14 protein-coding genes are annotated in these 11,836 nt (G+C 75.2%); 9 read left to right on the forward strand and 5 right to left on the reverse strand.

Annotated features, from left to right (window positions below):
* Positions 1–51: 51 nt before the first annotated feature.
* From hisH to CFLA_RS08160, 3 genes are read left to right on the forward strand one after another with little or no spacing between them, the layout of a single operon-like run.
* Positions 52–699, forward strand: coding sequence for an imidazole glycerol phosphate synthase subunit HisH (gene hisH / locus CFLA_RS18995; protein WP_013116848.1), 648 nt, complete (start codon positions 52–54; stop codon positions 697–699).
* Positions 700–756: 57 nt separating this feature from the next.
* Positions 757–1,509: a bifunctional 1-(5-phosphoribosyl)-5-((5-phosphoribosylamino)methylideneamino)imidazole-4-carboxamide isomerase/phosphoribosylanthranilate isomerase PriA gene (priA, locus tag CFLA_RS08155; protein WP_013116849.1), complete on the forward strand. Its 753-nt coding sequence runs from the start codon at positions 757–759 to the stop codon at positions 1,507–1,509.
* Positions 1,506–2,348, forward strand: a complete 843-nt coding sequence (locus CFLA_RS08160; protein ID WP_013116850.1) for an SseB family protein — start codon at positions 1,506–1,508, stop codon at positions 2,346–2,348. Before priA ends, CFLA_RS08160 begins: the two co-directional genes overlap by 4 nt.
* Positions 2,349–2,577: 229 nt before the next feature.
* Here CFLA_RS08160 and CFLA_RS20860 read toward each other — a convergent pair whose 3' ends face one another.
* The 5 genes from CFLA_RS20860 to CFLA_RS08190 form a co-directional block, all read right to left on the reverse strand.
* Positions 2,578–3,306 (reverse strand): S1C family serine protease, encoded by a 729-nt coding sequence (locus CFLA_RS20860; protein ID WP_013116851.1) that lies wholly within the window; start codon positions 3,304–3,306, stop codon positions 2,578–2,580.
* Positions 3,303–3,956: a hypothetical protein gene (locus tag CFLA_RS20865; protein ID WP_013116852.1), complete on the reverse strand. Its 654-nt coding sequence runs from the start codon at positions 3,954–3,956 to the stop codon at positions 3,303–3,305. The genes CFLA_RS20860 and CFLA_RS20865 overlap by 4 nt, the downstream gene beginning before the upstream one ends.
* A gap of 56 nt (positions 3,957–4,012) precedes the next feature.
* Entirely contained in the window at positions 4,013–4,387 is a 375-nt protein-coding gene (locus CFLA_RS08180) for a DUF1844 domain-containing protein (RefSeq protein ID WP_013116853.1), read from the reverse strand.
* 119 nt (positions 4,388–4,506) lie between these two features.
* Positions 4,507–6,009, reverse strand: coding sequence for a catalase (locus CFLA_RS08185; protein ID WP_013116854.1), 1,503 nt, complete (start codon positions 6,007–6,009; stop codon positions 4,507–4,509).
* Positions 6,010–6,081: 72 nt separating this feature from the next.
* Positions 6,082–6,495, reverse strand: coding sequence for a Fur family transcriptional regulator (locus CFLA_RS08190; protein WP_013116855.1), 414 nt, complete (start codon positions 6,493–6,495; stop codon positions 6,082–6,084).
* Between the two features lie 366 nt (positions 6,496–6,861).
* Between CFLA_RS08190 and infC the strand changes: the two genes are divergently transcribed.
* From infC to pheS, 6 genes are all read left to right on the forward strand, one after another.
* Positions 6,862–7,953 (forward strand): translation initiation factor IF-3, encoded by a 1,092-nt coding sequence (gene infC / locus CFLA_RS21265; RefSeq protein WP_425358350.1) that lies wholly within the window; start codon positions 6,862–6,864, stop codon positions 7,951–7,953.
* A gap of 85 nt (positions 7,954–8,038) precedes the next feature.
* Entirely contained in the window at positions 8,039–8,233 is a 195-nt protein-coding gene (rpmI, locus tag CFLA_RS08200) for a 50S ribosomal protein L35 (protein WP_013116857.1), read from the forward strand.
* A gap of 63 nt (positions 8,234–8,296) precedes the next feature.
* Entirely contained in the window at positions 8,297–8,683 is a 387-nt protein-coding gene (gene rplT / locus CFLA_RS08205) for a 50S ribosomal protein L20 (protein WP_013116858.1), read from the forward strand.
* 283 nt (positions 8,684–8,966) lie between these two features.
* A complete protein-coding gene (locus CFLA_RS08210; protein ID WP_013116859.1) occupies positions 8,967–9,782 on the forward strand; it encodes a TrmH family RNA methyltransferase in 816 nt (271 codons plus the stop codon).
* Positions 9,783–9,809: 27 nt separating this feature from the next.
* Positions 9,810–10,478 (forward strand): RNA 2',3'-cyclic phosphodiesterase, encoded by a 669-nt coding sequence (thpR, locus tag CFLA_RS08215; RefSeq protein ID WP_013116860.1) that lies wholly within the window; start codon positions 9,810–9,812, stop codon positions 10,476–10,478.
* A gap of 286 nt (positions 10,479–10,764) precedes the next feature.
* Positions 10,765–11,835: a phenylalanine--tRNA ligase subunit alpha gene (pheS, locus tag CFLA_RS08220; RefSeq protein WP_013116861.1), complete on the forward strand. Its 1,071-nt coding sequence runs from the start codon at positions 10,765–10,767 to the stop codon at positions 11,833–11,835.
* Position 11,836: the final 1 nt, after the last annotated feature.

An 11,836-nucleotide genomic window follows, 5' to 3' on the forward strand; every position in this document is an offset into this window, starting at 1 on the left:
CCGGGCGGACGACGGCCGGGGGGCACCGCGAACCGCGGGTAGCCTGTCCGGGTGTCTCCCCGTGTCGTCGTACTGGACTACGGCTTCGGCAACGTGCGGTCCGCGGTCCGGGCGCTCGCCCGGGTCGGAGCCGACGTCGAGCTGACCGCCGACAAGCAGACGGCGCTCGACGCCGACGGCCTCGTCGTGCCCGGGGTGGGTGCCTTCGCGGCGTGCATGGCCGGGCTGCGCGCGGTGGGCGGCGACCAGATCGTCGACCGCCGCCTCGCGGGCGGCCGCCCCGTGCTCGGCATCTGCGTGGGCATGCAGGTGATGTTCGCGCAGGGGGTCGAGCACGGCGTGCGCACGGACGGCCTCGGTGAGTGGCCCGGTGTCGTCGACCGCCTCGAGGCGCCCGTCGTCCCGCACATGGGCTGGGCACAGGTCGAGCCGCCCGAGGGTTCCGTCCTCCTCGACGGGCTCGCCGACGAGCGCTTCTACTTCGTGCACTCCTACGCCGCGCGGTCGTTCCCGCTGGCAGACGAGCCGGCGCCGGGCGAGCACCCGCTGCCGGCGCCGCTGGTCACGTGGTCCGACCACGGTGGCCGGTTCGTCGCCGCGGTGGAGAACGGCCCCCTGGCCGCGACCCAGTTCCACCCCGAGAAGTCCGGCGACGCCGGCGCGCAGCTGCTGTCCCACTGGGTCGACCAGCTGCGCTGAGCACCACCCGGCCGCGTCCCGCCCCGGGACCGCGGCACCCCCACCCGGAGAGGACCCATGACTTCCACGCGTGAGCCCCGGCTCGAGCTGCTGCCCGCCGTCGACGTCGCCAACGGCCAGGCCGTGCGGCTCGTGCAGGGCGAGGCCGGCTCGGAGACCTCGTACGGCGACCCGCTCGCGGCGGCGCTCGACTGGTACGCCGGCGGCGCCGAGTGGATCCACCTCGTCGACCTCGACGCGGCGTTCGGACGCGGCAGCAACGCCGTGCTGCTCGGCAAGGTCGCGGCCGAGCTCGCTGCCAAGGGCGTCAAGGTCGAGCTCTCCGGCGGCATCCGCGACGACGCGTCGCTCGAGCGTGCGCTCGCCACGGGCGCCACGCGCGTGAACCTCGGCACCGCGGCGCTCGAGGACCCCGAGTGGACCGCGCGCGTCATCGCGTCGCACGGTGAGCAGATCGCCGTCGGCCTCGACGTGCGCGGCACGACCCTCGCGGCACGCGGCTGGACGCAGGAGGGCGGTGACCTCTGGGAGGTGCTCGCGCGCCTCGACGACGCCGGCTGCTCGCGCTACGTCGTCACCGACGTCACCAAGGACGGCACGCTGCGCGGCCCCAACCTCGACCTGCTGCGCGAGGTCTGCGCGCGCACGTCGGCGCCTGTCGTCGCGTCGGGCGGTGTGTCGAGCCTCGAGGACATCGCCGCGCTGCGCACCCTCGTCGGTGCCGGCGTCGAGGGCGCGATCGTCGGCAAGGCGCTGTACGCGGGTGCGTTCACGCTGCCGCAGGCCCTGGACGTCGCCGGGCGCCCGTGACGGGCCGTGAGCTGCCGCCGTCGTCGCCCTTCGCCGGCGACGACGGGTCGCCGGACCCCGCGCTCACCGAGGTCCTGACGCGGTACGCGGCGGGGGCGGCCACGCTGGCGGAGGTGGTGGCGGCGCTCGCCGCCACGCGCGTGCTCGTGCCGGTCCTCGCCGAGCTCGAGGTCGCGGACGTCGTGGAGCACGACGGCGAGGTGCACACGGTCGACAAGGAGGCGTCGGCGGGCATCGTCGCGCTGCGCACCCCCGACGGGCGTACCGCGCTGCCCGTGTTCACGGGTGTGGCCGCCATGGCGCGGTGGCGGGCGCAGGCGCGTCCGGTCCCCACGGCGGTGCCACGTGCGGCGCTGTCGGCCGTCGCGGAGGGCTGGGAGGTCCTGGTCCTGGACGCGGCGGGCCCGGTCACGGTGGTGCTGCCGCGCACCGCGGTCTACGCGCTCGCGCAGGGGCACGGGTGGACCCCCGCGGTCCAGGACGGCGTGGTCGCCGACGACGTGCGCGCGGCCGTGCGCGACGCCCTGGCCGACGTGCGCCTGGTGGTCGACGCCGACGCCGTCCCCGGCACGCGGGCGGAGGTCGCCGTGCGGCTCGCGCTGCCGGCCGGACTGGACCGCGCGGGGCTGGACCGCGTGCTCGCGCAGGTGAACGACGCGCTCGCGCACCACCCCGTGGTGGCCGCACGTGTCGACTCGCTCGAGCTGCGGGTGCGCCCCCGCCTGACGCTGCGGCGCGCTCCCCGGTGGCGCCTCAGCGGCGCCGGACCGCCCACGCGAGCGCCCACGCGGTGGCGACGACGGTCAGCGCGAGCTGCCCGCCGAGAATCGCGCGGTTGACGTCGACGGTCGGGTGCCAGTGCGTGCCGCCGTCGTCGACGACCACGACCCCCAGGGCTTCACGTGCGCCACGAAGCCGCCGCCGCCCCCGTCGCCCGTGCCGTGCGCCGTGCCCGTCGCCGTCCCGGCGTCCCCGGGTCGTGGCGTCACGTCGCCGCCGCCCGAGCCGGCACCGGAGCCCGTGAGCCCGGTCACGCGCGCGACGGGGACGACGTGGTCGGGCGCGTCGTCAGCCGCACGTCGGCGCGGGCTCGAACGCGGTGTCGTCCCCCAGCATGGCCCGCAACGTGCTCACGGGGACCAGGAAGCTCATGTCGTCCGCGTTCTTCGCGTACACCACGCCGATGACGCGACCCTCGGCATCGAGGGCCGCGGAGCCCGAGCTGCCCGGCTCCACGGGGGCGTCCGTGACGAGGACCTCGCCGAGGTTCGCGTGCAACGGGTCGGTCACCGCGCCCATGATGCGACCGTCGGTGACCGTCAGCTGCCGGCCGAGCGGGTACCCGACCACCGTGACCGCGTCCCCGACCTGCGGGTCGGCGTCCGCGAGCTGCGGGGCCGCGGGCAGCGGGTCGACCGTGCGGACGACCGCGAGGTCCGCCAGGCCGGCGGTGCTGGTGGCCTCTGCCGCGAGCTCCCGGCCGTCGTACGTGCTGAGCTGCAGCTCGGCTGAGTCCGCGACGACGTGCCGGTTGGTGACCAGCGTGTGCTCGTCGAGCGCGAACCCCGAACCCGTCGACAGTCCGCCGCACCCGATGTTGCGGATCCGCACGGCCATGCGCTGCGCGGCGTCGAAGCCGTCGGGGGACAGCTGCGTGCCCGCGGCGGCGAGGGGCGGCGCGGCTGCGACGCTCGGCACGACGCTCGTCGGCACGGGCGGCGGAGGCTCGGGCAGCCAGGCGCAACCGCCCACGAGCCCGGCGGCGACCACGGCCGTCAGGCGTGCCGCCGTCCTCACCGCGACAGCTCCTGCTGCAGCCGGTCGTTCGCCTCGCTCGCCGCGCCGCACACCCGCTCGACGTCCGCACGGAACCGCGCGATGTCGGTCGCGTCGTAGCGCGCGGCCTCCTGCAGGTACCCGATCAGCCGTTCCTGGCCGTCGACGCAGGTGGCGAGGGCCGTCGCGACCTGCCCGGCCGCCTGCGAGACGCGCTGCTGGTAGTCCGCGAGCTGCTGCTGCGCAGCCGTGGTGTCGCCGAGCTGCGCCTTCTCGTCGGCGAGCTCGGTGATGCGGGTCTGTGCCGTCGCGAGCTGGGCGCGCGTGGCCTCGAGCTCCCCGGTGGTCGCCTCCAGCTCGGCCTGCGACTGGGCGAGCTGCTCGCCGTGCGTGCGGGCGAGCGCCTCCCACTGCGCCGCGGCGTCCTCCCATGCCTGCGTGGTCGACCACAGACGCGCGCCGACGACCCCTGCGGCCACGAGGACCGCGACCAGCACGAGCACCAGCACGACGACAGGTCGGCGGGAGCGACCGGGGGCCGCCACGGGCTCCGGCGCGGTGGGCACGCGCGGCGCGGCACCCGTCCAGGGCGGTGGCGGCGACGGCGGCGGGACGACCGGTGGCTCGGGTCGCCGCCCGGGCTCGGGCGCGGGGCCGAGGGGACCGGTCATCCGCCCAGGATAGGCCGCGACGCGTCCGCGTCCGGGGCGGCCCCGGCGCGGGTGCGTCAGGAGACGGGGCCCGTGAACTTCTCGCCGGGGCCCTCGCCGGGGGCGTCGGGGAACGGCGACGCCTCCCGGAAGGCGAGCTGCAGGGAGCGCAGGCCGTCGCGCAGCGAGCGCGCGTGCTGGTTGCCGATGTCCGGCGCCGACGCGGTCACGAGCGCGGCGAGCGCGGTGATGAGCTTGCGTGCCTCGTCGAGGTCACGGTGCCGCGACCCCGGGCCCCAGGCGTCGTCCTCCGCGAGGCCGCACTTCACGGCGGCCGCGCTCATGAGGTGCACGGCCGCCGAGGTGATGACCTCCACGGCGGCGACCTCGGCGATGTCACGCACCGCCTGCGTCGTGGGGTCGGTCGCGTCGTCGGCGTGCGTGTGGCTCATGCATCGATCCTCTCACCGCCGGCGGTCGCCCCCGCCCGCGGTCCCGACGTACGACGGCCCCGCACCTGGGGGGTGCAGGGCCGTCGGGGGACCGGCGCGCCGGTCGTGCGGGGCGTCGGTCAGGCGACCGGGACGCTCACGGTCGCGGGCTCGCCGGTCTCGACCGGGGCGCCGGACGCGGCGAGCCGCTGGCGGAGCGCGGCGCCGAGCCCGGCGTCGACGTTCGTCCAGTACTGGATCGCCCGCTCGCGGATGTCGGCGCGCTTCACGCCGCCCACGTGCCCCGTGATCGTGTCGAGGAACCGGGCGCGCGCCGCGTCGTCGAACACCTCGCGGTAGAGCGTGCCCGCCTGGCCGAAGTCGTCGTCCTCGGGGTGCAGCGTCGCCGCGGTGCGCACGAGCGCCCCGTCGGACTCCCAGCCGCCCTCGCCCGCGCGGGCCGGGTCGGCCGCGGGACCGCCCACCGAGTTCGGTGCGTACACCGGTGTGGTGGCCGACGAGAAGTGGTAGCGCGCCGCGCCGTCCTGCGAGTAGGAGTGCACCGGGGACTTCGCGGCGTTCACCGGCAGCTGGGCGTGGTTCGTGCCCACGCGGTACCGGTGCGCGTCGGCGTACGAGAAGATCCGCGCGAGCAGCATCTTGTCCGGGCTCGCTGCGATGCCGGGCACGAAGTTGCTGGGCGCGAACGTCGCCTGCTCGATCTGCGCGAAGTAGTTCTCGGGGTTGCGGTTCAGCTCCATGACGCCGACCTCGATCAGCGGGTAGTCCCCGTGCGGCCAGACCTTGGTGAGGTCGAACGGGTTGAAGCGGTACTCCTCGGCGTCCGCGTACGGCATGACCTGCACCGAGAGCGTCCAGCGCGGGAAGTCGCCCGCCTCGATGTGCTCGTACAGGTCGCGGATGTGGTGGTCGGCGTCCGAGCCCGCGAGCTGCGCGGCCACGTCGGCCGGCATGTTCTCGATGCCCTGCTGGGTCGTGAAGTGGTACTTGACCCAGAACCGCTCACCGGAGGCGTTGATCCACTGGTAGGTGTGCGAGCCGAAGCCGTCCATGTTCCGCCACGTGGCCGGGATGCCGCGGTCGCCCATGAGCCACGTCACCTGGTGCGCCGACTCCGGCGACAGCGTCCAGAAGTCCCACTGCATGTCGTTGTCGCGCAGGTGCGAGCCCGGCAGGCGCTTCTGCGAGTGGATGAAGTCGGGGAACTTGATGCCGTCACGGATGAAGAAGACGGGCGTGTTGTTGCCGACGAGGTCGTAGTTGCCCTCGGTCGTGTAGAACTTCAGCGCGAAGCCGCGCGGGTCGCGCCACGTGTCCGGGGAGCCCTGCTCGCCGGCGACGGTCGAGAAGCGCGCGAGCATCTCGGTGGTCGCGCCCGGCTGGAACACCGCGGCGCGCGTGTAGGCCGACACGTCGTTCGTCACGGTGAAGGTGCCGAACGCGCCGCCGCCCTTGGCGTGCACGACGCGCTCGGGCACGCGTTCGCGGTTGAACTGGGCGAGCTTCTCGACCAGGTAGTGGTCGTGCAGGGCGATCGGTCCGTCGGCGCCGACGGACAGTGCGTGCGCGTCCGAGGCGACCGGCGCGCCGGCGTTGGTGGTGGTGGGGGGCAGGTGGGACAACGGTGTTCCTCTCGTCGGCCGGGCGGACGGGCCCGGGGATCAGGGGCGCGCGGCGTGCGCGCGTCGGCGGGCTCAGCGCTCGGGCCGGCAGGCAGGGCACAGGCCCCAGAAGGTGACCTCGGCGGTCTCGACCGCGAAGCCTGCGCTCGAGCTCGGTGTGAGGCAGGGCGCGTGCCCGACGACGCAGTCGACGTCGTCGACGGCGCCGCACCCGCGGCACACCACGTGGTGGTGGTTGTCCCCGGTGCGTCGCTCGTACCGTGCGGGGTGGCCGGCCGGCTCGATGCGGCGCAGCAGCCCCGCGTCCGCCAGTGCGTGCAGGACGTCGTAGACGGCCTGCACCGAGACGGCCGGCAGGGTCGTGCGGACCTGCTGCAGCACCTGGTCGGCGTCGAGGTGCGCGGCGTCCTCGAGCACGCCGAGCACGGCGAGCCGGGGTGCGGTCACCCGCAGCCCGTGCTCACGCAGCAGCTCGGTGTCGGTCACGGGAGCATCCGAGCACCTTTTCTGGAACTATTCAAGTTCAGGCACCCGACGGTGAGGCGCTCCTGCGGGCGCCGGCCGGACACCGGAGCCGTTGTCTGGTAGCCTCGTCGTGACTGATCCGCGTCGTCGCGCGCCCTCGTCCTGTCGCACGGCCCTCCGGGAGTGATCCCGGGTCGTCCGTGCCGGAGTCGGGGGCACGCGGTGGCACGGATGCACAAGTGGAGAGCCTCTCCCACCTGGCCCCGACTGCTCGGCACGTCCGACGACAGGGACCGGGTCCTGGTCCGCAGGTCGTCGGGTGCCCCCGGTGACCTGTCGCCGGACGCCGCGAGCGCCCGGCGGCGTGCGGTGTCGAGGCTCCCTCCTGTGCCCAGGACGGGGGCCTTCCTCGTTCCTGGGGTCCACCACGACGAACCCGAGGAGCACCACATCAGCGAGCCCCGCATCAACGATCGGATCCGCGTCGCCGAGGTCCGACTCGTCGGACCCAACGGTGAGCAGGTCGGGATCGTGCGCCTGGAGGACGCTCTGCGTCTGGCCCAGGACGCGGACCTCGACCTGGTCGAGGTCGCCCCGACCGCACGTCCGCCCGTGTGCAAGATCATGGACTTCGGCAAGTTCAAGTACGAGGCCGACATGAAGGCGCGTGAGGCCCGGCGCAACCAGGCCAACACGATCCTCAAGGAGATCCGCTTCCGGCTGAAGATCGACCCGCACGACTACGGCACCAAGAAGGGCCATGTCGAGCGGTTCCTCAAGGCCGGCGACAAGGTCAAGGTCATGATCATGTTCCGCGGTCGCGAGCAGTCGCGCCCGGAGATGGGCGTGCGCCTCCTGCAGCGGCTGGCGGCGGACGTCGCCGAGCTCGGCTTCATCGAGAGCATGCCGAAGCAGGACGGCCGCAACATGATCATGGTGCTGGGTCCGACCAAGAAGAAGGCCGAGCAGCGCAACGAGCAGCGTCGCGCCGCGGCGCAGGCCGAGGACCACGCTGACGCGCAGCCCGACACGGCGCCCGAGCCCGTGCCGTGGCCCCCCGTGGCACGCGAGCCGCGCCCGGAGCCCGCGGCCCCCGCCGAGGCCCCCGCGTCGCAGTCCGCGCCCGCCCCGGCGGCCGTGGCCCCGCGCCGCTCCGGTCCGCCGGCGCCGCGCTCGACCTCCACGCCCTCGCGCTCGACGACCTCCGCACCGCGGCCTGCCTCGGCCCCGCGGCCGTCGTCGGCCCCGCGCGCGGCGGCGCCTGGTGCACGGCCTGCCCCGGCGGCCCGCCCCGCGGCGTCGTCGAGCAGCCCCGCGCCGAGCGCCGCACCGTCGCCGGCAGCAGCTGCCACCCCGCGCCCGCCGGCACCGCGTCCGACGCCCCGCCCCGCCGCCCGTCCGGGTCCTCCGGCGGGTGGGTCCGCGAAGCCCGCGCCTCGGCCGGGCCCGCGCGCCACGGACGGCGAGCAGTCCGGCTGACATCCGCACGGGCGCGCCACCCGCGTCCGGACGACCCCCGAGTCGCACGACCGTGCGATGCGAACGACAAGGAGACACGGCAGCCATGCCGAAGAACAAGACGCACTCCGGTGCCAAGAAGCGGTTCCGGGTCACCGGCACCGGCAAGGTCATGCGCGAGCAGGCGAACGGACGCCACCTGCTCGAGCACAAGTCGAGCCGCCGCACCCGCCGCATCGCCGGTGACGTCGTCGTCTCGCCCGCAGACACGCCCAGGATCAAGAAGCTGCTCGGTCGCTGACCCGCGTCGGCGCCCACGGCGCCGGCGGGACCGACGAGCCCCGGACTACGCAAGGAGCATCACGTGGCACGCGTGAAGCGGGCGGTCAACGCCCAGAAGAAGCGCCGCTCGACCCTCGAGCGCGCGAGCGGCTACCGCGGGCAGCGCTCGCGCCTGTACCGCAAGGCCAAGGAGCAGGTCACCCACTCGCTGGTGTACGCCTACCGCGACCGCAAGGCGCGCAAGGGCGACTTCCGCAAGCTGTGGATCCAGCGGATCAACGCGGCGGCCCGCGAGAACGGCATGACGTACAACCGCCTCATCCAGGGCCTCAAGGCCGCGGGTGTCGAGGTCGACCGTCGCGTCCTCGCCGACCTGGCCGTCAACGACGCCGCGGCGTTCGCCGCGCTCGTCCAGGTCGCCAAGGCCGCCCTCCCCGAGGACGTCAACGCGCCCCGCGCGGCTGCCTGACCTCCGCGCGACCCGGCCCCCGCGGGCCGACCCGCGCCCGACCACGCCCCCGCCGTCCCCGTGACGGCGGGGGCGTCGTCGTCCGCACCCCTCCCGCCACCGGGACCTGGCTCACCGCCCCGACGCCCGGTCGGGCGGCGTCGTCCCGGTCGGCGGGGACCCATGCGCCGAGCGGAACCTGGCTCACCGTCGAGCGCTCCGGTCGGGGAGCGAGGTTCCGGTCGGCGGGGTGGGGGAGGGGTGGGCACGGGGAAGGGATGATGGGGTCGTGCCCGACGAGCTGATGACGAACCCCCGTGCGGACCGCGTGAAGGCCGTACGTGCGTTGGCGAGCCGCAGCGTGCGGCGCCGGACCGGGACCTTCCTGGTGGAGGGGCCGCAGGCGGTGCGCGAGGCGGTCGCACCCGGGTCGCCGCGCGTGCACGACGTGTACGTGACGGTCGACGCCGCGGCGCGGTACCCCGAGATCGTCGCCGCGGCGCGGGACGTCGGCGCGCGGGTGCGGAACGGGACGCCCGACGTCCTCGACGCGATGAGCGCGGACGCCCAGGGCGTCGTCGCGGTGGTCGACCAGGTGGGTGCCGGCCTCGACGACGTGCTCACGAGGAGGCCGCGCCTCGTGGCGGTGCTCGCGCACGTGCGCGACCCGGGGAACGCCGGGACCGTGCTGCGGGCGGCCGACGCGGCGGGCGCCGACGCCGTGGTGCTGACCGCGAGCAGCGTCGACGTGCACAACCCCAAGACCGTGCGCTCCACCGCGGGCTCCCTCTTCCACCTGCCGGTCGTGCCCGGACCCGAGCTCCCGGACGCGGTCGGCGCGCTGCGCTCCGCCGGTCTGACGGTGCTGGCGGCCGCCGGGTCGGGCGAGCACGACCTCGACGACCTGCTCGACGTCGTCGGGGCCGCACCCGCAGGCGTCCCGGACCTCTCGAGGCCGACGGCCTGGGTGTTCGGCAACGAGGCGTGGGGCCTTCGCGACGAGGACCTCGCGCTGGCGGACGCCACCGTGCGGGTGCCGCTGCGCGGTCGGGCCGAGTCGCTCAACCTCGCGACGGCCGCGACGGTGTGCCTCTACGCCTCCGGTCGCGCGCACCGCTGAGCGCGTCGCACCTGGCAGGCTGGGGGCATGCGACTGTTCGCCGCGGTGTGGCCCGACGAGGACGTCCTCGACCACCTCGACCTCGCGCTCGCCGTGGTGCGCCGGGGCGTCGCCTCCCCGGACGACGGCGTGCGGTGGTCGGCGCGCGAGGCGTGGCATCTCACCGCCGCCTTCTACGGCCACCTGCCCGACGCGGGCACCGACGACCTCGCGGCGGACCTCGAGCGCGCGGCGGCGCGTCGCGCGCCGTTCGACCTGCAGCTGCGCGGTGCGGGCGTGTTCTCCCACCGCACCCTGTGGGTCGGGACGGGTCGCGACGTCGAGGCCATGACCGCGCTCGCGGGCGCCGCGCGCGCGGTGGGGGAGGAGCACGGTGCGGCGCCCGACAGCCGGGTGCGGCACCGGCCCCACCTCACGGTCGGCCGCGTGCGTCCCGGGTCGCGCCCGCCGCGCCGCGCCGCGCGTGCGGGGGTGGCGGGGCGTCCCGGGGGTCGGGGGCCGGGCCGGGGATCCGCCGCCGACGTGCGCGAGCTCGGGCCGGCGGAGGTGTTCGAGCAGGCCCTCGCGGTGTACGAGGGACCCACGTGGCGCGTCGAGGCGCTGTCGCTCGTCGCCTCCCGGCCGGGCGAGGGCCGTGGTGGGGGGCCGCTCTACACGCGGCTGGCGGACCTCCCGCTGGGCACGGGCGCGGACTGACGGTGGTATCGGCTCGTCCACGGTCGAGGCCGTGTGGCACGCTGGGGACGTGCACCAGGTCCTCGTCCCCCGCGCGGCGGGTGGTCACCGATTTCCGTGGCCCGTCCCGGGCCGCGCGGACCGCGCACGCGCACGCTGAGCCGCGTGCCCCCACGGTGACGTCCTGCGGGACGCTCCGACGGCCTCGGGACGGGCGCCACTAGACTGCCCAGTCGGCCCCCGCACCCACGCGTCCTCGTCGTGACGTGCGCGCGGGCCGTCGCCGAACCGCCCCTGGAAGGTCCTGATGACCAGCGACACACCGCTGTCCCCGCTCGACGCCGACGGCGTCGCCGCGGCCGTCGACGCCGCGATCGCGGCGATCGCGGGCGCGAGCGACCTCGACGGCCTGAAGGCCGCGCGCCTCGCGCACACCGGCGACGCCAGCCCGCTGGCGCTGGCGAACCGCGCGATCGGCGGCCTGCCGGGCCCCGACAAGGCCGCTGCCGGGCGCCTCCTCGGCCAGGCGCGTGGCCGCGTGAACGCCGCGATCGCCGACCGGCAGGTCGAGCTCGAGGCGGAGCGTGACGCGCGCGTCCTCGTCGAGGAGTCCCTCGACGTGACGCTGCCCGCCGACCGCCACCGCCTCGGCGCCCGCCATCCGCTGTCGACCCTCTCGGAGCGCATCGCGGACGTGTTCGTCGCGATGGGCTGGGAGATCGCCGAGGGGCCGGAGCTCGAGACGGAGTGGTTCAACTTCGACGCGCTGAACTTCGGCGTCGACCACCCGGCGCGGCAGATGCAGGACACCTTCTTCGTCGCGCCGACCGACCCCGACGTGCCGGCCGACGGGTCCGGCCTCGTGCTGCGCACCCACACCTCACCCGTGCAGGCGCGCACGCTGCTGGAGCGCGGCGTGCCGGTGTACATCGCGTGTCCCGGCAAGGTGTTCCGCACCGATGCGCTCGACGCGACGCACACGCCCGTGTTCCACCAGGTCGAGGGCCTCGCGGTCGACGAGGGCCTGACGATGGCGCACCTCAAGGGGACGCTCGACCACTTCGCACGGGCGATGTTCGGCCCCGAGGCCCGCACGCGCCTGCGCCCGTCGTTCTTCCCCTTCACCGAACCGTCGGCCGAGATGGACCTGTGGTTCCCGCAGAAGAAGGGCGGACCCGGGTGGATCGAGTGGGGTGGCTGCGGCATGGTCAACCCGCACGTGCTGCGCGCCTGCGGCATCGACCCCGACGTGTACTCCGGGTACGCGTTCGGCATGGGCATCGAGCGCACGCTCATGCTCCGGCACGGCATCGCCGACATGCGCGACATGGTCGAGGGCGACGTGCGCTTCTCCGAGCAGTTCCGGACGGTGATCTGAC

Origin of the sequence: Cellulomonas flavigena DSM 20109, assembly GCF_000092865.1 — a bacterium.
Classification (GTDB): domain Bacteria; phylum Actinomycetota; class Actinomycetes; order Actinomycetales; family Cellulomonadaceae; genus Cellulomonas; species Cellulomonas flavigena.

Excerpts from the sequence above, each read along its gene's own strand:
- CFLA_RS08210 (WP_013116859.1), top strand. The coding sequence starts at position 8,967 with ATGACGAACCCCCGTGCGGACCGCGTGAAGGCCGTACGTGCGTTGGCG.
- pheS (WP_013116861.1), top strand. The coding sequence starts at position 10,765 with ATGACCAGCGACACACCGCTGTCCCCGCTCGACGCCGACGGCGTCGCC.
- CFLA_RS08180 (WP_013116853.1), bottom strand. The coding sequence starts at position 4,387 with ATGAGCCACACGCACGCCGACGACGCGACCGACCCCACGACGCAGGCG.
- rpmI (WP_013116857.1), top strand. The coding sequence starts at position 8,039 with ATGCCGAAGAACAAGACGCACTCCGGTGCCAAGAAGCGGTTCCGGGTC.
- thpR (WP_013116860.1), top strand. The coding sequence starts at position 9,810 with ATGCGACTGTTCGCCGCGGTGTGGCCCGACGAGGACGTCCTCGACCAC.
- priA (WP_013116849.1), top strand. The coding sequence starts at position 757 with ATGACTTCCACGCGTGAGCCCCGGCTCGAGCTGCTGCCCGCCGTCGAC.
- CFLA_RS20865 (WP_013116852.1), bottom strand. The coding sequence starts at position 3,956 with ATGACCGGTCCCCTCGGCCCCGCGCCCGAGCCCGGGCGGCGACCCGAG.